The organism is Mesorhizobium sp. M1A.F.Ca.ET.072.01.1.1 (assembly GCF_004023325.1).
GTDB lineage: Bacteria > Pseudomonadota > Alphaproteobacteria > Rhizobiales > Rhizobiaceae > Mesorhizobium.
The window spans coordinates 1-17,844 of the sequence record NZ_RZSF01000117.1; the positions used below are offsets into that span (position 1 = coordinate 1).

Annotated in this window: 17 protein-coding genes, 1 pseudogene and 1 riboswitch; of the genes and pseudogenes, 5 read left to right on the forward strand and 13 right to left on the reverse strand. The window is 64.1% G+C overall.

Annotated elements, in window-relative coordinates:
- The 4 genes and pseudogenes from EOA32_RS17550 to thiC form a co-directional block, all read right to left on the reverse strand.
- Positions 1-458, reverse strand: a pseudogene (locus tag EOA32_RS17550) (thiazole synthase); the annotation flags it as partial.
- Positions 459-462: 4 nt separating this feature from the next.
- Complete coding sequence (gene thiS / locus EOA32_RS17555) at positions 463-660, reverse strand: sulfur carrier protein ThiS (RefSeq protein WP_128372415.1); 198 nt, start codon at positions 658-660, stop codon at positions 463-465.
- On the reverse strand, positions 644-1,627 hold the full coding sequence (thiO, locus tag EOA32_RS17560) for a glycine oxidase ThiO (protein WP_128372416.1): 984 nt from the start codon (positions 1,625-1,627) through the stop codon (positions 644-646). The genes thiS and thiO overlap by 17 nt, the downstream gene beginning before the upstream one ends.
- Positions 1,624-3,444: a phosphomethylpyrimidine synthase ThiC gene (gene thiC / locus EOA32_RS17565; RefSeq protein ID WP_128372417.1), complete on the reverse strand. Its 1,821-nt coding sequence runs from the start codon at positions 3,442-3,444 to the stop codon at positions 1,624-1,626. The genes thiO and thiC overlap by 4 nt, the downstream gene beginning before the upstream one ends.
- 112 nt (positions 3,445-3,556) lie before the next feature.
- Positions 3,557-3,668, reverse strand: a riboswitch (TPP riboswitch).
- Between the two features lie 462 nt (positions 3,669-4,130).
- On the opposite strand from thiC, the gene EOA32_RS39275 reads away from it, so the two are divergent.
- Positions 4,131-4,307 carry a hypothetical protein gene (locus EOA32_RS39275; protein ID WP_210214835.1) on the forward strand — a complete coding sequence of 59 codons (177 nt, stop codon included), beginning with the start codon at positions 4,131-4,133 and terminating at the stop codon, positions 4,305-4,307.
- Between the two features lie 223 nt (positions 4,308-4,530).
- Here EOA32_RS39275 and EOA32_RS17575 read toward each other — a convergent pair whose 3' ends face one another.
- From EOA32_RS17575 to EOA32_RS17595, 5 genes are all read right to left on the reverse strand, one after another.
- On the reverse strand, positions 4,531-4,986 hold the full coding sequence (locus tag EOA32_RS17575; protein WP_128372418.1) for a phasin: 456 nt from the start codon (positions 4,984-4,986) through the stop codon (positions 4,531-4,533).
- A gap of 327 nt (positions 4,987-5,313) precedes the next feature.
- Entirely contained in the window at positions 5,314-6,591 is a 1,278-nt protein-coding gene (otnK, locus tag EOA32_RS17580; RefSeq protein ID WP_066994683.1) for a 3-oxo-tetronate kinase, read from the reverse strand.
- On the reverse strand, positions 6,588-7,397 hold the full coding sequence (otnI, locus tag EOA32_RS17585; RefSeq protein ID WP_128372419.1) for a 2-oxo-tetronate isomerase: 810 nt from the start codon (positions 7,395-7,397) through the stop codon (positions 6,588-6,590). Before otnI ends, otnK begins: the two co-directional genes overlap by 4 nt.
- A gap of 28 nt (positions 7,398-7,425) precedes the next feature.
- On the reverse strand, positions 7,426-8,385 hold the full coding sequence (gene ltnD / locus EOA32_RS17590; RefSeq protein ID WP_066994689.1) for an L-threonate dehydrogenase: 960 nt from the start codon (positions 8,383-8,385) through the stop codon (positions 7,426-7,428).
- 32 nt (positions 8,386-8,417) lie between these two features.
- Positions 8,418-9,731, reverse strand: coding sequence for an MFS transporter (locus tag EOA32_RS17595; protein WP_128372420.1), 1,314 nt, complete (start codon positions 9,729-9,731; stop codon positions 8,418-8,420).
- 221 nt (positions 9,732-9,952) lie between these two features.
- Between EOA32_RS17595 and EOA32_RS17600 the strand changes: the two genes are divergently transcribed.
- The 3 genes from EOA32_RS17600 to EOA32_RS17610 all read left to right on the forward strand — a co-directional run bounded on the left by EOA32_RS17600 (position 9,953) and on the right by EOA32_RS17610 (position 12,180).
- Entirely contained in the window at positions 9,953-10,966 is a 1,014-nt protein-coding gene (locus EOA32_RS17600; RefSeq protein WP_245499309.1) for a LacI family DNA-binding transcriptional regulator, read from the forward strand.
- Positions 10,963-11,628, forward strand: a complete 666-nt coding sequence (locus EOA32_RS17605; protein ID WP_095827638.1) for an aldolase — start codon at positions 10,963-10,965, stop codon at positions 11,626-11,628. Before EOA32_RS17600 ends, EOA32_RS17605 begins: the two co-directional genes overlap by 4 nt.
- A gap of 357 nt (positions 11,629-11,985) precedes the next feature.
- Positions 11,986-12,180 (forward strand): hypothetical protein, encoded by a 195-nt coding sequence (locus tag EOA32_RS17610; protein ID WP_066994701.1) that lies wholly within the window; start codon positions 11,986-11,988, stop codon positions 12,178-12,180.
- A 233-nt stretch (positions 12,181-12,413) separates the two neighbouring features.
- Here the strand turns inward: EOA32_RS17610 and EOA32_RS17615 are convergent, their stop codons facing one another.
- From EOA32_RS17615 to EOA32_RS17630, 4 genes are read right to left on the reverse strand one after another with little or no spacing between them, the layout of a single operon-like run.
- A complete protein-coding gene (locus tag EOA32_RS17615) occupies positions 12,414-13,235 on the reverse strand; it encodes an ABC transporter permease (protein WP_066994704.1) in 822 nt (273 codons plus the stop codon).
- A gap of 2 nt (positions 13,236-13,237) precedes the next feature.
- Positions 13,238-14,518: an ABC transporter permease gene (locus tag EOA32_RS17620; RefSeq protein WP_128372422.1), complete on the reverse strand. Its 1,281-nt coding sequence runs from the start codon at positions 14,516-14,518 to the stop codon at positions 13,238-13,240.
- A 9-nt stretch (positions 14,519-14,527) separates the two neighbouring features.
- Positions 14,528-15,580 carry an ABC transporter substrate-binding protein gene (locus EOA32_RS17625; RefSeq protein WP_095827636.1) on the reverse strand — a complete coding sequence of 351 codons (1,053 nt, stop codon included), beginning with the start codon at positions 15,578-15,580 and terminating at the stop codon, positions 14,528-14,530.
- The gene (locus EOA32_RS17630) at positions 15,577-16,755 is read right to left on the reverse strand and encodes an ABC transporter ATP-binding protein (protein ID WP_128372423.1); all 1,179 of its coding nucleotides are present in this window, start codon (positions 16,753-16,755) and stop codon (positions 15,577-15,579) included. The genes EOA32_RS17625 and EOA32_RS17630 overlap by 4 nt, the downstream gene beginning before the upstream one ends.
- Before the next feature lie 285 nt (positions 16,756-17,040).
- On the opposite strand from EOA32_RS17630, the gene EOA32_RS17635 reads away from it, so the two are divergent.
- Positions 17,041-17,844: PLP-dependent aminotransferase family protein (locus tag EOA32_RS17635; RefSeq protein WP_145971310.1), on the forward strand; the 804-nt coding region annotated here is incomplete at its 3' end.

Below are 17,844 nucleotides of genomic sequence, written 5' to 3' on the forward strand. Positions count from 1 at the left end.
CACCAGGGCATCAGGAGCCTGCAGCCGGCGTCGAGCAGGCGCTCGGCAACGATGAGGTCGTCGGTGGTGTAGGGAAACACCTCGAAGCCTTCGGAGGCAAGGATCCTTGCGGCTTCGACCAATCCGAAGACGTCGGGCTGCAGCGTATCGTGATTGCCGATCACTTCGAGCTTGATCCAGTCCGTGCCGAACACCTCGCGCGCCATCCGCGCCGTGGTGACCGCTTCCACCACCGAGTGGCAGCCGGCGGTGTTGGGCAGCACGCGAACGCCGAGCGACTGGACCAGCGACCAGAACTGGCCGCCGGCTTTGCCGCCGGAGGTTTCGCGGCGGAGCGACACGGTGACGATCTCCGTGCCGGACGCTTTCACCGCCTCCGCCATGATGGCAGGCGAGGGGTAAAGCGCGGTGCCCAGCAGAAGGCGGGACGAGAGTTTCTGTCCATAGAACTCGAGCATGGGATCAGCCTCCCTTCATCGGTGAGAGGATTTCGATGCGGTCGCCATCGGTGAGCCGGCAGCGGTCCCGTTCCCTGGCAGGCACGACATCGCCGTTCCTCGCCGTGGCGAGCCAGCTGCCCTGGAAGTCAAGTTCGCTGAGCAGCGCGGCAAGCGTTTCTGCCGCGACTTCATGGGCTTGGCCGTTAACAATGAGCTTCAAGGGCAAACTCCTTTGCGGCAGGATTTCCCAGGATGAGGTCGGCTGCCTGCCGCGCCATGGCCGGCGCGAGTAGGAAGCCGTGGCGGTAGAGGCCGTTGATGCGAATATTCCTCCCGTCGCGCTCGACGCGAGGCAAGTTGTCGGTGAATGCGGGACGCACGCCGACGCCGGTTTCGACCAGCTCGGCTTCGCCGAAGGCCGGATGCAACGCATAGGCGGCGCCGAGCAGCTCCATGGTCGAGCGCGCGGTGATCGGACCTTTGGCATCGCATTCGACCATCGTCGCGCCGACCATGAACAGGTTTTCCGCGCGGGGCACGACATAGACGGAGACGCGCGGATGCAGCAGCCGCACCGGGCGGGCCAGCGAGATCTCGTGCGTTCGCAGGATCAGCATCTCGCCGCGCACGCCGCGCAGTTCCGGTCGCCTGTCACCGCTGCCGGTGCAGTCCACCTCGATATCCTGAGATGCCGGCGCCGAGTTGCGGCCGAACTCGACGCGCGCGCCCATCCCGCGCAGCTTGTCGCGCAGGGAAAGCAGCGCCTTGCGCGGGTCGAGATGCGCTTCCTCAGCGAAGAACAGCCCGCGCCCGAACCGGCCCTCGAGCGCCGGCTCGAGTGCCGCGATTTGGCTGGCGTCCAAATGCCTGAAGCCGGATGTGCGGCGGCCGAAGCGGTCGAGTTCGCCGGCATCGCGGGCAGACGCCAGCACCAGCGTGCCGCGGCGCGCGACATGGCCGGGCAAGGCGGCGTCCCACCAGTCGGCTGCGCCGCGTCCGAGCGTCAGCACGGTCTCTTCGGCGTTCTCGCGCTCGCACCAGGGCGCGAGCATGCCGCCAGCCTGCCAGGAGGCATTGCCGGCGATCTCTAGCCGTTTCTCGACCACGGTCACATCGGCGCCGCGCGTTGCCAGCTCGTGCGCGAGCGTCAATCCGGCAACGCCAGCGCCGCGAATGAGCACCTTCATGGCGTGTCCGTGCGCTCGGGGGTGCTGTCGAGCGGCATATAGAGATCGCCGCCGTCGCGGTACTTCGCAGCCATGGCCGCGAGCCCTTCCTTCTGCGCTTCCGCGCGGATGTCGTGCGAGATCCGCATCGAGCAGAATTTGGGACCGCACATGGAGCAGAAATGCGCCACCTTGTGCGCCTCCTTCGGCAGGGTTTCGTCGTGGAAGGCGCGCGCCGTCTCCGGATCGAGCGACAGGTTGAACTGGTCCTCCCACCGGAACTCGAAGCGCGCCCTCGACAGCGCGTCGTCCCTGACCTGGGCGGCCGGATGGCCCTTGGCGAGGTCGGCGGCATGAGCGGCGATCTTGTAGGTGATGACGCCAGTCTTGACGTCGTCGCGGTCGGGCAGGCCGAGATGCTCCTTCGGCGTGACGTAGCAGAGCATCGACGTTCCGAACCAGCCGATCATCGCCGCGCCGATGCCCGATGTGATGTGGTCATAGCCCGGCGCGATGTCGGTGGTGAGCGGCCCGAGCGTGTAGAACGGCGCTTCGCCACAGACCGCGAGCTGCTTGTCCATGTTTTGCTTGATCTTGTGCATCGGCACGTGGCCGGGGCCCTCGATCATCACCTGGCAGTCCTTGGACCAGGCGATCTTGGTGAGCTCTCCGAGCGTTTCCAGCTCGGCGAACTGGGCCGCGTCATTGGCATCGGCGATCGAGCCGGGGCGAAGGCCGTCGCCGAGCGAGAACGCCACGTCATAGGACCGGGCGATGTCGCAGATCTCCTCGAAATGCTCGTAGAGAAAACTCTCCTTGTGGTGATGCAAGCACCATTTGGCCATGATCGAGCCGCCGCGCGACACGATGCCGGTGACGCGGTCGACGGTGAGCGGGATATAGGGCAGGCGTACGCCGGCATGGATCGTGAAATAGTCCACGCCCTGCTCGGCCTGCTCGATGAGGGTGTCGCGGAACACCTCCCAGGTCAGTTCTTCGGCGACGCCGCCGACCTTCTCAAGCGCTTGGTAGATCGGCACCGTACCGATCGGCACCGGCGAATTGCGCACCATCCATTCGCGGATGTTGTGGATGTTGCGCCCGGTCGAGAGGTCCATCACCGTGTCGGCGCCCCAGCGGATCGCCCACACCATCTTCTCGACCTCCTCGGCCATCGAGGAGGTGACGGCGGAGTTGCCGATATTGGCGTTGATCTTGACCAGGAAATTGCGGCCGATGATCATCGGCTCGCTTTCCGGGTGGTTGATGTTGGACGGGATGATGGCGCGGCCGCGCGCCACCTCGTCGCGCACGAATTCCGGCGTGACGAAGTCAGGGATCGCGGCGCCGAAGCTTTCGCCATCGCGTTGAAGTTTCGAACGCAACTGCTCACGGCCGAGGTTCTCGCGGATGGCGACGAACTCCATCTCAGGCGTGATCATGCCGGCGCGCGCATAGGCGAGCTGGGTGACGGCGCGGCCGCCGGCCGCGCGCAACGGTCTGTTGCGAACCGGGAATTCCGGCGTCAGGCGATCGGCTGAGACGAAGCCGTTGTCTTCCGGCTTGATCGTGCGGCCCTCGTAGCGCCCCACATCTCCGCGCGCCTCGATCCATGCCTCGCGCAGCCGTGGCAAGCCACGCTCGATGTCGGTTTTCACCGTGGCGTCCGTGTAGGGACCGGACGAGTCGTAGACAGTGACCGGCGGCTCGCCGGCGCTCGAGTGGACCGAGATCTCGCGCATCGGCACCCGCAGCTCCGGGTGAAGCTGACCGGGTTTGTGGACCTTCTTCGAAGCGGGCAATTCGCCGACGGTGACGGTCGGGGTGTGGGCATTCATGAGTGAGCCTCCTTGCTCGAGTGCAACGGAGACCCAGTCCACGCGATGAGGAGGAAGTGACGCTTCGCTTAGGATGCGGGCACTGCCCGAATGCCGAAGCCGGATTGCCGACCCGCGAAGCCTCGCACCGTCCCTACGCCAGTATGAACTGGATCAGGTTCAACGGGTCACTGCGCGCGATAGCAGTATCTCAGCCCCTTGCCGGGACTCCCCTGGTGAGGGGCGCAGGTTGGACGATGCGACGCTATCCTGTCAACTCGATTTCATGACTTCTCCAGCCTCGAACAAGGGCGACGAGAAGCAGCGCAAGCACGCAGCTTTGATCGAGCATCTGACTTACATCGACGCCCATTGAGCCACGATCTTGCGCGCTGGAACTGGCAGCCGGACCCACTTGTCATCCGCCAAGGAAACGCTTTTGCGATCCCTTGTGGCGGCGGGTTGAAGAACGCATTTTTCGCCTCGAAGAGCATCTGTTCGGCGTCTACGGACGCTGGTTCGATTTGTTCAGGACCGGATTATTGTGCAGCCGTAAGGGTCGAGTTGCAGCGTTCCCACGACGGCTGCAAGGGCCTTGCCGGGAGCCTGTTCGCGAATGCTGTGGTTGTTCTCGTCCGCGTCCCGCTCAACGCCGACAGGATCAGCGTACCGCCATTGCGACCTTTGGCGACTATCTGTTCGGGCCAATGCGCGATGCATTGAAGCGTTATGTCATGTGGGACCCGCTGCCGATTGCACCCGATTGGGCAGACGATTCCTGGGCGCGTGGCGCCGCGGCGCTTGCGACCCAAAGGCTCTTCGACTTCGAAAGCAGCCCCGGAGAAATCGCCGGCACCGGGCTGCAACGATCAACGGTCAAGTAGCTACAGGACCAAAGCGGCGTCCTCGTCCCGATTTCGGGCCTTCGTCTCCGTCTCTGCGCGCCTTTCCGTAGCCAACTGTTTGGAAAAGCGATGCTTGGCCGATGGATGAGGTTCGTGCAAAGGACGCCGGCCGAATGGAAGAAGACCGGCGCGAAGGTGCCGGTCTTGATGTCGTAACGAGCAGAGGAGGTCTGCGACCTCCGGTCTCGGATTGCCTGAGCAGTCAAGCGGCCTTCTTCAAAGCCTTTTCGAAGGCATCCTTGATCGGCTTGGATACGTCTTCGGTGGCTCTCAACATCACCGCCTGCAGGGTCTTGGCCTGCTCGACGGAAGTGTCGATCTGTTTGTTCACGAAAGCGGCCTGCAACTCGAAGAACTCGGATGGCGACTTCACGGCAACCAGTGCTTCGAGGTGAGCGAAGCCGGCTTCGGCATTGGCTCGCAGAGCTGCGATCGTCTTCAGCGACACCTCGTTGCGGGTGGTCTTGGCCACCTCAAGGGTCGACTCAAGAGCCTTTTGAGTCGTCTCGGCGTTCGATTCCAATTTGGAAAATGCTTCCTTCGCCTGCTCAACGCCCTGTTCGGCGACAGCGCGAACCTGCTCGGTAACCCGGTACGGCTCGTAAGTAGCGGATTCCGCGTTGTCGATCGTTTCGGTCTTGCCGGGGATCTTGGACATTTTCCATCCTTTTCCAGAGAGTGGCATTACACAAAGCCCCCCTGTTTCATCTACGAAATCGACACAACGGATTTATGAAGGGGCGAATTGTCGCTCGAGGGCACCACTGCGGCGGCCGGCGCGCTGCCGGCAGCGATCGGTGCAGGTCGTAGCGGCTGCCGTCATTCGGCAGGTCCGCCGGGCGCGAGATTGTGCATCACCGTCTTCGACCAAAAATCAGTCATTCGGTTGATGGCGCAGGAGCGGCCTCTTCGCAGTCCATCGCTGCCATTCGACCCTGGCGCGACCTTCTCAGTTATCCTTGGACAGCCAAGACCCCGTCACTCCTCATGCCAAAACGGCCAAGGCGTCCGCGAAGAAACGGTCGCCACCGAAATTGCCTGACTTCAGGGCAAGCAGCAGCTCGCCGTGCGGGCTGCCGAGTGCGCGCAGCGCGGGGACACCCGCGGCGATTTCGGGGCCCAACTCGAAGGCGGGAATGGCAAGCTGGTCCACGACGGCGCCGGACGTCTCGCCGCCTGCCACGACCAACCTGCGCACGCCGAGTTCGACCAGACCTTCGGCGATCGTCGCCAGCGACTGCTCGATCACATGACCGGCAGCGTCACGTCCATGCCGCGCCTGCAGCGCCGAAACCACCTCGGGCGATCCACTGCTGGCGATGAGCACGGGGCCATCGGCCAAGCGGGCGGCCGCCCATGCGAGCGCACGGTGCGTCTCCGCCGCTCCGCTCATCAACCTTTCCGGATCGAGCCTCAGCACCGGCATCGTCTCTTCGGCGCGGGCAATCTGCGTCAGGGTCGCCCGCGAACAGCTGCCGGCCAAGCACGCCGCGGGCCCCTTGGCTGGCCGATCCCGCAGCACCGTCCGTTGATGGCGCTGCGCGGTGCCGGCGGCGACCAGGCCGCGGGCGAGACCCAATCCCAGGCCGGACGCTCCGACCGACAGGCGTTGTGCCAAGGCTGCGGCGCCGATCGCTTCAAGATCGCTCTCGAAGACGGCGTCGACGATCGCCGCTCCGGCCCCATCCTGGGAAATCGCCGCGTTGCGCGCGAGGATCGCGTCCGCGCCGCGCGCGACCGTCGCGAGGTCGATCGACCCGACCGCTGCCATGCTCTGCCGGGCGAGTACGCGCACCAGATTGGCATCGCGCATGGGATTGAGCGGGTGATCCTTGAGCGGACTCTCGTTGAGCGGCACCGCGCCGACGAAAAGATTCCCCTGGTAGACGGTTCGGCCGGTTTCCGGAAAGGCCGGCGTCACCAAAACCGATTTCTCGTTCACGTCGTGACGCAAGGCGTCCAGCACCGGGCCGATATTGCCAGCATCGGTGGAATCGAAGGTCGAGCAGATCTTGTACATCACATGCGCTGCCCCGCGGGCGCGCAGCCATTGGTCGGCCGCGCGGGCGCGCTCCACCGCCTGCGCTGCCGCAACCGAACGGATCTTGAGCGAGACGACAACCGCGTCGACCTCGGGAAGATCGAGACCTGCGGCCGGAACGCCGATGGTTTGAACCGTGCGCAGGCCTTCCTTGGCGAGCGTGTTGGCCAGGTCGGACGCGCCTGTGTAGTCGTCCGCAATTGCGCCGAGGGCGAGGCTCATGGCGAAACTCCGATGCCAGCCTGGGGAAGGGGCTCGCCGGCAAAGGGGGCGAACCAGCCGAGCCCCTCAAGTGTCGTGCCGCTGGGCCGATATTCGCAACCGACGAAACCATCATAGCCCAGCCGGTCCAGTTCCGCGAAGATGAACCGGTCGTTGAGCTCTTCCGAAGTCGGCTCATGGCGGGAGGGCACGCTTGCTATCTGGACATGGCCAATGATCGGCAGCAGCCGGCGCAACGCCATGACGACATCGCCATGCAGGATCTGGCGGTGGTAGACATCGAACTGCAGCTTGAGGTTGGGCAGCGCCAGTTCGCCGATGAGCTGTTCGGCAAAGTCGAAGTCATTGAGGAAATAGCCGGCCATGTCGCGACCATTGATCGGTTCGATCACCAGGTCGATGCCGCGATCGGCAAGCTTGCCGGCGGTCCAGAGGATCGCTTTGCGATAGGCATCCATGGCCGCCCTGTCCCCGCGAGCGGCGAGCCCCGACATCAAATGCAGGCGCTTCACGCCCGTGGCCTCCGCGTAGGGAAGGGCAGATGCCACGGCGGCCTGGAGTTCGGCGAACCGATCGGGCAAGGCGGCCAGTCCTCGCTCGCCGGCCGCCCAATCGCCAGGCGGCAAATTGAACAGAGCCTGGGTCAAACCGTATCTGCGAAGGCGCTCGCCGATCGCCTCGGGCGTGTGCTCGTAAGGAAACAGGAATTCGACCGCACGGAAGCCGGCATCGGCGGCCGCCTGGAACCGATCCAGGAACGGCCACTCGCTGAACATCATTGTCAGGTTGGCGGCAAAGCGGGGCATGGGCGATCCAGTCTTCCTCAGGCCGATGTCAGGCCGGTTGGCCAGGTTTGCGGGTGGTAGGCAGTTCGGTGCCGGTGATCTTTGCGTAGAGCCGGGCCACGGATGCGTCGTCGTCGCGGCCCATTCCAGCCGCCGAGGTCGCCAGGAACATCTGTAGCGCGGCCGCGGCCACGGGCACCGGGAATTTGGCGCTGCGAGCCATATCCTGAATGATGCCGAGGTCCTTGACGAAGATGTCGACCGCGCTGCGCGGCGTGTAGTCGCCGTCCAGCACGTGCGGCACCCGGTTCTCGAACATCCACGAATTGCCTGCGGAGGCAGTTATCACCTCGTAGACCTTGCGGATGTCCAGCCCTTGCCGGGCGGCAAATGCGATGGCTTCGCTGGCCGCCGCGATATGCACGCCAGCAAGCAACTGGTTGATCATCTTGAAGGCTGCACCAACGCCCGGCTCGTCACCGAGTTCATAGACGTTGGCGGCTATTGCATCCAGTGCCGGCCGCGCTCTGGCGAAGGCGGCAGGGCTGCCGGAGGCCAGAATGGTGAGCGCACCCTCGGCGGCGCGCACCGACCCGCCGCTGATCGGCGCGTCGAGATAGAGCCGTCCCGTAGCTTCGAGCGGCGTGGCAAGGCGGCGCACCGCATCGGGATCGATCGTGGCCGAGGAGACGAAAACCGCGCCCTCGTCCATGGTTTCGGCGACGCCGTTCGTACCGAACAGGATGGCCTCCGTTTGCGCGGCGTTGACGACCACCGACACGACGACGTCGGCACCTTCAGCGGCCTCGGCGGGGCTTGCCGCGCCTCGGCCGCCCGCGTCGACGAGCCGGGCGACGGCCGCGGCGTCCACGTCGAAGCCAGCCACTTCAAACCCGGCCCGCCTGAGCGACATGGCCATGCCAAGTCCCATGGAACCGATGCCGATCAGGGCGGCCCGGTTCGTCCTTGCCCCGGCGGGGTTTTCCTTGCTTCGATCATAAACGGTCATCACGGAGATCCTTATTCGAAACGCAAGCCGGTTTAGCGATTGACCAGCTTGGGTGGCGTCGTCAGCACCAGGACCGCGCCGAGCACCAGGATTGCGGCGAGCGCATACATGCCGACCTGCGTTGCGCCGGTCAAATCCTTCAGGTAGCCGACGAGATACGGGCTAACAAAGCCGGCCAGATTGCCGACCGAGTTGATGAGCGCAATGCCTGCCGCGGCACCCGTCCCGGCGAGAAATGACGTCGGCAGCGACCAGAACAGCGGCGCGCAGGTGATCGCTCCGGCCGCTGCAACGGACAGGAAGGCGATGGCGATCGTCAGATTCGAGCTGGCGGCCGCGACGACGAAACCGACGGCCCCGAGCAGTGCCGGAACGACCAGGTGCCAACGGCGCTCGCGATGCCTGTCAGCGCTGCGTCCGAACAGATTCATGACCACGACGGCACAGATGAAGGGGATCGCGCTGATCAGTCCGATATTGAAGTTTCCGGTGATGCCGGTCGCCTTGACCAGCGTCGGCATCCAGAAAGTCAGCCCGTACTGGCCCATCACGAAGGTGAAGTAGATCAGGCACATCAGCCAAACTCGGCGATCGCGGAAGATACTGGCTACCGAGTGCCCACTCTCCTTGTGACGCTCCTCGCGTGCGATCTCCTGCTCGAGGGCCTGCTTTTCCGTTTCGCTCAGCCACTTGGCCTGACGAATGCCGTTGTCGAGGAAGAACAAGACAGCGATGCCGAGCAGGACGGCTGGAACCGCCTCGATAAGAAACATCCATTGCCATCCGGCGAGGCCGTGGGCGCCATCCAACGAATCCATGATCCAGCCGGAAAGAGGATTGCCCAATATGCCCGAGACCGGGATCGCGGACATGAACACCGCGATGATCTTGGCCCGGCGATGCGCGGGATACCAGTAGGTGAGGAAAAGGATGATCCCCGGGTAGAACCCGGCTTCGGCGACGCCCAGCAGAAAGCGCAACAGGTAGAATGTCGGCGCGGACGTGACGAACATGAAGCCAGCTGAGATCAAACCCCAGGTGATCATGATGCGCGCGATCCACATGCGCGCGCCGACCTTGTGAAGAATGACGTTGCTTGGTACCTCAAACAGGAAATAGCCGATGAAGAAGATGCCGGCGCCGAGGCCGTAGACGGTCTCGCTGAAGCCGAGGTCGGCCGACATCTGCAGCTTGGCGAAGCCGATGTTGACGCGGTCGAGATAGGCAACGACGTAGCACAGCATCAGGAACGGCACGATGCGCCAGAAGACCTTGCTGTAGGCGGTTCTCCTCGTTTCGATTTCAGCTGCGGCTTGCGCCGGTAGCGCAGGTGTAAGCACGGTCATTGGTTCCTCCCTTGACTGTGAATGGGGTGTCAGCGCGCCCCGCCGGCGGCGGTTTTGGCAGCGCTTGCGTAACTGGGTAACATGGATTGGCAGCGCTGCCAACGAAAAAGTGGCAGCGCTGCCAACAATTGTTTGAAAAGGTTGCCGCGACATGGCAAAAGAGGATGGACGGAGGCGAGGACGGTCCAGTGCGACGTCGCGCTCCAGCGGGGAGATCGAAAGTGGCCGACGAGCTGGCCGACGGCACGCCGACGGGGACGACGACCCTTACCGATGTCGCACGCGCGGCCGGCGTCGGCGAGAGCACCGCCTCGCGCGTGTTGCGCGGGCACGGTTCATTTTCGGCCAAGACACGCGAGAGCGTCCTCAATGCCGCGAGAAGCCTCGGCTATGTGCCGAATCGCATCGCCGGCACGCTGGCCTCGACCGGCTCCAAGCTGGTCGGGATCGTGATACCGTCGCTCAGTAACATCGTCTTTCCGGACATGCTGCGCGGCGCCAACACGGTGCTGGTGGGCGCCGGATTCCAGCCTGTCGTCGCGGTGACGGACTACGAACAGGGCCGCGAGGAAACCCTCATCGAGTCGCTGCTTAGCTGGCGTCCGGCGGGCATGATGGTGGCCGGACTCGAACACAGCGAGCGTACCGTGGCCATGCTCAGGCACGCCCGCATCAGGGTCGCCGAACTGCTCGATTCGGATGGCGACGGCATCGACATCGTCGTCGGTTATTCCAACCGCGAGGCGGGAGGCGCGAGCGCGCGTCACCTGGTCTCGCGCGGCTATCGGCGCATCGGCTATGTGGGCCACGATCTCAGCCGCGATCTGCGCGCCGCCAAACGCTTCGCCGGATTTCGCTCGGCGCTCGCAGAGGCGGGCCTTGAAGTCGCCGCGGAAGAAATCATTCCCTCATCTTCGTCGATCGAGGCCGGGCGCGACGGTCTCGGCCGGCTGCTCGGGCGCGCCCCCGATCTCGATGCCGTCTATTTCTCTAACGACGACATGGCGATTGGCGGTTATTTCCATTGCCTTGCCCGCGGCATCGCCATCCCCGGCCGGTTGGCGATTTTCGGCTATAACGGCCTGGACGTCGCACGCGCGGCGCCACAACCGCTTTCCACCATCCGGACGCCACGCGTCGCGGTCGGAGAGACTGGTGCTCGGCTGGTCTGCTCCGACGGGCCGCCGACGAAGATCGATCTCGGGTTCGAACTGATCGAGGGAGCCACAACATGAGCGAGGCAAAACTTCGCGAAGACATATGCCGCTTTGGCCGTTCCCTATTCGAGCGCGGGCTGACACCGGGATCATCGGGCAATATCAGTCTGCGGCTCGATGACGGCGGCTGGCTTGTGACGCCGACAAACGCATCGCTGGGCTTTCTCGATCCGGCTCGCCTTGCCAGGCTCGACGCGCAAGGGCAACTCGTCGCGGGCGATGCGCCGACCAAGGAAATCCCCCTGCACACCGCCCTTTACGAGACGCGGGCAGCAGCGCGTGCGATTGTGCACCTGCACTCCACCCATGCGGTGGCCGTCACCATGCTTCCCGAGATCGATCCCAAGTCGGTGCTGCCGCCAATGACGCCATACTATCTCATGCGCGCCGGACAGACGGCTTTGGTGCCATATTTCCGTCCCGGAGACCCTGCGGTAGCCGATGCAATAAAAGGGCTCGCCGGACGCTACTCTTCGGTGCTGCTCGCCAACCATGGTCCCGTCGTCGCGGGCGAGACGCTTGAGGCGGCGGTATTCGCTACCGAAGAGCTGGAGGAAACGGCAAAGCTCTATCTGCTTCTGCGCGGCCTCAACCCCCGCTATCTGTCACCGGAGCAGGTCAGCGACCTGGTGCGGACTTTTGGGCTTTCGCTGCAGGAGCATGGTGCGCACGACCACTGAGACCCGATTTCGACCTTCGTGAGGCGCTCCTGGATTGCATAGGTTGGGGGTATTACCTGAGCATGTTGCTAAGTTTCAAAAGCTGCAGCTCAGCAGAATTCCTGCCGTCGAGATAGAAATCGGCAGCGTTCCCAAATGGGTCACTACGACGATGCCCACGCCAGCCTGAATGCCCGCTCTTGAGCATTCGCAGCCCGAAGGTCTCCCAGCTTCCGAAGTCCAAAGCATTCCTTACCAGTGCGACAAGGTCGCGGCGGGCGCCTCGCCGTGTCTGCGGCTAGGCCAGCTCAACCCAAGCGCGCTTGAATGCTTAGCCGGACTGCGCGATTGTTGCCCCAGGAAAAGGGGGGATGCGCAATGGAAAAGGCATCGCCTTTTGTGCCAGCCGAAATCCATGTCCACACGGTTGCCGATGAGGGGGGCAATCTTGGCATCCTTTCGATCCGCACGACGGAAGGGATCCTGGATATTGCCTTGGACTGCCACGCCGCCGATGCCATCGTAAGCGCAATCAGCTCCATACGACCGAAGCTGGATGCAAGCGAAAAATAAAGCCTGGCGGGAACCGGGCCAGGAGGCCTTCTGGGGGACGATCGGATCAACGTGTTCGGTTGTCCTAACGTGAAGCATGAGCATGACGGCTCGATGAAGCCACGGCAGATCATGTCTGCCATGCGCTGAGCATCAGCAGTAGCGTTGGCCAATAGCGCGTCAGCTCTGTTGAAGATCGCTATTGGTCCAGTCGCATCCGTTCACCCTCATTGCGCTGCGACAGCAACCACGCTTCATGCAATGCGGGCCGTTCGACCGCGCCGCGCCAGGAGATTGGCGATCACCAGAAGCACGATTGACAGCGCCATCATCAGCGTCGCTGCGGCGGTGATCGCCGGGCTCAATTTTTCTCGCAAGCCGATGAACATTTCGAGCGGCATAGTGCGCTGGCTGGCGCTGGCCAGGAACTGCACGACGACAACTTCGTCGAAAGAAGTGACGAAGGCGAAGGCCGCACCCGAAAGCACCCCGGGCAGGATCAGCGGCAGCATGACGCGGAAGAACGATGTCAGGGGTTTTGCGCCGGAGATCGCCGCGGCCCGCATCAGATTGCGGTCGAAACCGGTGAGGCTGGCGCCCACCGTCACCACCACGAAGGGGCTGGCCAGAGCGGTGTGCGCCAGGATGATGCCGGCATAGGTGCTGGCCAGACCGACGCGCGCGTAAAACAGGTATGAGCCGACGGCAGTGATCACAACCGGCACGATCAGCGGCGACAGCAGCAGCGGCATGATAATGCGCCGGCCGGGGAACTTCTCGTCGGACAGCGCAATCGCCGTCAGCGTGCCGAGCGTCGTCGCGATCACTGTCGTGCCCAAGGCGACGATCAGGCTGTTGCCGATTGCCGCCTGCCAGCGCTGCGTGCCAAGCACCACCTCGTACCAGCGCGTCGAAAGGCCTTCGAGCGGGAAGATGAAGAAGGAGCCGCTGTTGAAGGAAAGCGGCACCGGGATCAGGATCGGCACCAGCAGGAAAAGGATTACAAGCCCGCACCACAGCCAGAGCAGGACGATGCGGATGCGTTCGCCGGTCGTGGGGTAGGGGGACAAAAGCATGGTTACACCAGCTTAAGGCGGTCGAGGCCGAGGACACGGGCAAAGATGCCGAACAGCGCCAGCGTGAAGACGAGAAGGATGAAGGACAGCGCCGCCGCCATCTCCCAGTTCAGTTCGACATTGACGTAGTTGGCTATGAAATTGCTGATCAGCTGATCGCTCGCCCCGCCGATCAGCGCCGGAGTTATGTAATAGCCGAGGCACAGGATGAAGGTGAGCATGCATCCGGCCATCACGCCCGGGAACACCTGCGGAATGTAGATGCGGCGGAAGGCGGTGAACGGCCTGGCGCCCAGCGAATAGGCGGCCTTCATCTGCGACGGCGGGATGGTGCGCATGACGCTGTAGATCGGCAGCAACGTGAACGGCAGCTGGATATGGGTCATGGCGATGATCAGGCCGATGCGGCTGTACATCAGGTCGAGCCGGTCGCTGGTGACGCCGATAAAAAGCAGGAAATCATTGACGAGCCCGAATTTCTGCAACAGCACCGTCCAGGCTGCGGTGCGCACCAGGATCGAGGTCCAGAAAGGCAGAAGCACGGCGACGATCAGGATGGCCGCCAATCCCTTCGGCACGTTGGCGATGAGATAGGCGAGCGGAAAGCCGAGGATCAGCGTTGCCAGCGTCACCGACGCCGCGACGAAGAAGGTGCGCAGGAACACCTGGATGAAGATCGCCTGCTCCGGCGGGACCCGTTCGATGCCGCCAGCGGCGTTCCAGCGCAGGTCGAGCGCGCTGAGCAGATAGAACGAAGTGAGGCTGTTTGTGCCGCTCCGGATCGTCGGCCATGTCGACGGCGCCGACCAGAACGGCACCGATTTCATGGCCTCGAGCGCGGCTTGGCCGTCGGCGCTTTCGAGCTTGCGCACCGTCTTCAGCACTTGGCTGCGCGCGCCAGGCAAGCGGGCGTTCAGGCTCTTGGCAAGCTCATAGGCCGTGCCCTTGGCCTGGTTGTCCTTGAGGTCCGCCGCGAGCGCCGCGAACGCATCGTCGCCCGGAAGGCCCTGGCCGCTCCAGCCGGCCAGGGCCACGGTCGTCTTGGGCAAGGCATCCGCGATTGTCGGATCATAGACGGCGCGTGACAGCAGCAGCAGGATCGGGATGCCGAAGCTCAGCGCCAGAAGGACGAGCAGCGGCGTGGCCAGCAGCAGCGAACGCATCCGGTCGCCGAATTCGGCGCGTCGGAGCGCCGGCGACACTGATTTGAGATCCGCGTCGGCGGCTGACCGGTCGCGGGCCAGCGTCGGCCGGTCGAGTTCGCTGGGCTGGAGCGCCGACATCTCGCCTTCCTACTGGGCCAGCCAGGCGTTGAAGCGCTTGACGAGGTCCTCGCCATAGTCGCCCCAGAACTCGGTGTCGGCGACCAGATAGGCGCCTGCTAGATGGTCGGGAGCGTTGGGCAGTTTGGGCAAGGCGTCAGCCGCTACGAAGGATGCCGCGTCGGTGCGCACCGGCCCGTAGGTGATGTAGCTGGCGAGCTTGGCGTTGTTCTCGGGCTGGCTGATGTAGGCGAGATATTTATAAGCGAGCTCCGGATTGCGCGCGCCCTTCGGAATGGCGATCATGTCATATTCGAGGATCTGGTTGTTCCAGACGATCTTGAATGGCTTCTTGTCGGTGTCGATGGCGTTCTGGATGCGGCCGTTCCAGGCGGTGGTCATCACCACTTCCTTGGAGGCGAGAAGCTGCGCCGGCTGCGCGCCGGCATCCCACCAGACGATGTCCTTCTTGATCGTGTCGAGCTTCTTGAAGGCGCGGTCGACGCCTTCCGGCGTTGCCAGCACCTTGTAGACGTCTGCCGGCGCCACGCCGTCGGCCATCAGCGCCCATTCGAGGTTCTGCGCCGGGAACTTGCGCATGGCGCGCTTGCCCGGGAATTTCTTCGTGTCAAAGAGGTCGAGAACCGAGGTCGGCGCTTCCTTGAGCACGGTCGGGTCATAGGCGAGGATGTCGCCGTAAGCGTCGAGACCGACACCGCAATCCAGCGCCGAGCCCTCGATGAACTTGTCGCGCGGCCCGATCTTGGCATAGTCGAGCCGTTCGAGGATGCCGGCGTCGCAACCCTGCAGCACGGTCGCCGTTTCCACCGTCACCAGGTCGATCGGCACGTTGCCCGTCTCGACCATGGCTTTGACCTTGCCGAGATCGCCGAGATATTCCTGCTCGAGGACCTTGGCGCCCGTTTCCTTGGCGAAGGGCTCGAACCAGGCCTTGCGTTGAGCGTCCTGCCAGGCGCCGCCGCTCGCCATGATCGAGAGCTCCTCGGCGAAGGCGGCGCCGGCGATGGTCATGCAGGCCGTGGCGGCCGCGAGGGCGAATAGGCGTGTTCTCAGATGTTTCATGTCGTTTTCCCCTGTTTTGGAATGGCACCACCCGTTCCGGCATCGGCCGGAAAGGCGCGGCAATCGTTGGGCGCGCAGGAGACCGTCACGGTCTCACCATTCGCCATCGTTGCTTCGGGGCCGAGCTTGACGGTCAGCATCTGGTCATTGGCGAGCCTAGCCAGAAGCCGCAGGTGGTCGCCGAGATAGATGCGCCCATCGATAGTTGCCGCCAGTGCGTTGCCGCCATCGGCGGCGGCCGACAGGTTGAGCCGCTCGGGCCGGACGGCGACATGGCAGGGACTGCCTTGCGTCACGCCGACCGCCAGCGCGGTGACCTCGCCGCCGCCGTTCAACTGGACGCGGCATTGCTCCCCCGAAACGCGGTCGACCACGCCTTCCAGCGTGTTGTTCTCGCCAATGAAGCTCGCCACAAATGAGCTTTGCGGGGTGTTGTAGAGATCGTCAGGCGAGCCGAGCTGGGCGATGCCGCCCTGATTGAAGACCGCGACGCGATCGGACATCGTCAGCGCCTCGCTCTGGTCATGCGTAACATAGACGATGGTGACACCGAGCATCGTATGGATCTGCTTGATCTCGAGCTGCATGTGCTCGCGCAACTTCTTGTCGAGCGCGCCGAGCGGCTCGTCCATCAGCACCAAGCTCGGCTGGAACACCAGCGCCCGGGCCAGCGCCACGCGCTGCTGCTGGCCGCCGGAAAGCTGCGCCGGGCGGCGGTCGCCGAATTGCTTCAGCCGCACCATGTCGAGCACGCGGCCGACGCGGGCCGCGATGTCCGCCTTGCTCACCTGGCGGACGGACAGCGGAAAGCCGACATTCTCCTCGACCGTCATATGCGGGAACAATGCATAGTTCTGGAACACCATGCCGATGTTGCGCTGATAGGGCGGCAATCGGTCCACCGGCTGGCCCTCCAGCGTGATCGTGCCATGCGTCGGCCGCTCGAAGCCGGCGAGCATGTTGAGCGTAGTCGTCTTGCCGGAACCGGACGGCCCGAGCAGCGTCAAGAACTCGCCGCGCGCGACGCTGAGGTTCATCCGCGTCACCGCGAAGGTCCGCCCGTCATAGGATTTCTCGACCTCGGCGAATTCGACGAAGCCTGGCCCGGCGCTCGCCAGCACGGGACGCGCAGTGGCAACTCCGTGGGCCGGCGCAACGGCTTGGCTGGCGCTCATCGCCTTCAACCCCGGCTGCCAGCGGGCGATTGATTAAATGGCTTGCGGTCCATGCCTCGTCCTCCCGGTACCGGCCCGCCGAACTACGCGCGCCGTCCGACTTGTATGGTCACACAATTAGGCTGGAACTGACCATAGATGCGGACAAGTTTGCCCGTCAAGCCGTAAAATGCTGCATTGTGTGATAATTTTCCGAAGTTGAGTGTAGGACAACTTCTATTGTCGGGATCGTTGTCTTATGCTAAATGCCCGACAACTCAGTATCAGCCGCAGTTCGAAATCCGCATGCTCGAAAATCTTCGCCTCACCGAGGATGAAAGCCCTGTCTATCGCCGCCTTGCCGACGCGATCGCCGAACGCATCGCAACCGGCACGCTTGCCGTCGGCGACCGGCTGCCGCCGCAACGCGAGATCGCGCGCGCCCTGGGCATCAATGTCACGACCGTGACACGGGCGTTGTCCACCCTGCAGGAGCAAGGCCTTCTTGAGGCGCGTCCCGGACGCGGCACAACGGTTGCCGCCCGCGACGTCGCCGAGCGGCCGGGCTTCGTGTCAGCGCCGAGCGACCAGAGCGGCGTCATCGACCTCTCGGTCAATCGGCCACCTACGTCAGCCTATCTCGACGCCGTTGCGGCGCTGATGCCGCGTCTTTCCAAGGATCGCCACTACGCCTCGTTGCAGGATTATCATCCGCCGGAGGGACCGCTTTGGGGCCGTGTCGCGGTCGCCGATTGGTTCAAAACGGTCGCCGGTGACGGCGACCCGGGCCGCGTCGTGCTCGCCGCCGGCGCCCAGCATGGCCTGGACTGCGTTCTTGGCGCCGTCACCCGGCAGGGCGAGGTGGTACTGGCCGACGAGGTGACCTACCAGGGCATCAATGCGCTCTGCCGCGTGCACGGGCTTGATCTCAGGGGCGTTGCCATGGATCGCGGCGGCATGCGGCCGGACGCCTTCGAGGCGGCTTGCGCGCAGCTTCGCCCGCGCGCGGTATTCCTCGTGCCGACGCTGCACAATCCGACGACAATCACGTTGAGCCAGGAGCGTCGGCGCGAACTCGCCGCGGTCGCCCGGCGCCACAACGTGCTGATC

What these genes read in the sequence shown, in the direction of transcription:
- thiO (WP_128372416.1), bottom strand. Translation starts at nt 1,627, where the DNA reads ATGAAGGTGCTCATTCGCGGCGCTGGCGTTGCCGGATTGACGCTCGCG.
- thiC (WP_128372417.1), bottom strand. Translation starts at nt 3,444, where the DNA reads ATGAATGCCCACACCCCGACCGTCACCGTCGGCGAATTGCCCGCTTCG.
- EOA32_RS39275 (WP_210214835.1), top strand. Translation starts at nt 4,131, where the DNA reads ATGCGCGATGCATTGAAGCGTTATGTCATGTGGGACCCGCTGCCGATT.
- EOA32_RS17575 (WP_128372418.1), bottom strand. Translation starts at nt 4,986, where the DNA reads ATGTCCAAGATCCCCGGCAAGACCGAAACGATCGACAACGCGGAATCC.
- otnK (WP_066994683.1), bottom strand. Translation starts at nt 6,591, where the DNA reads ATGAGCCTCGCCCTCGGCGCAATTGCGGACGACTACACAGGCGCGTCC.
- otnI (WP_128372419.1), bottom strand. Translation starts at nt 7,397, where the DNA reads ATGCCCCGCTTTGCCGCCAACCTGACAATGATGTTCAGCGAGTGGCCG.
- ltnD (WP_066994689.1), bottom strand. Translation starts at nt 8,385, where the DNA reads ATGACCGTTTATGATCGAAGCAAGGAAAACCCCGCCGGGGCAAGGACG.
- EOA32_RS17595 (WP_128372420.1), bottom strand. Translation starts at nt 9,731, where the DNA reads ATGACCGTGCTTACACCTGCGCTACCGGCGCAAGCCGCAGCTGAAATC.
- EOA32_RS17605 (WP_095827638.1), top strand. Translation starts at nt 10,963, where the DNA reads ATGAGCGAGGCAAAACTTCGCGAAGACATATGCCGCTTTGGCCGTTCC.
- EOA32_RS17610 (WP_066994701.1), top strand. Translation starts at nt 11,986, where the DNA reads ATGGAAAAGGCATCGCCTTTTGTGCCAGCCGAAATCCATGTCCACACG.
- EOA32_RS17615 (WP_066994704.1), bottom strand. Translation starts at nt 13,235, where the DNA reads ATGCTTTTGTCCCCCTACCCCACGACCGGCGAACGCATCCGCATCGTC.
- EOA32_RS17620 (WP_128372422.1), bottom strand. Translation starts at nt 14,518, where the DNA reads ATGTCGGCGCTCCAGCCCAGCGAACTCGACCGGCCGACGCTGGCCCGC.
- EOA32_RS17625 (WP_095827636.1), bottom strand. Translation starts at nt 15,580, where the DNA reads ATGAAACATCTGAGAACACGCCTATTCGCCCTCGCGGCCGCCACGGCC.
- EOA32_RS17630 (WP_128372423.1), bottom strand. Translation starts at nt 16,755, where the DNA reads ATGAGCGCCAGCCAAGCCGTTGCGCCGGCCCACGGAGTTGCCACTGCG.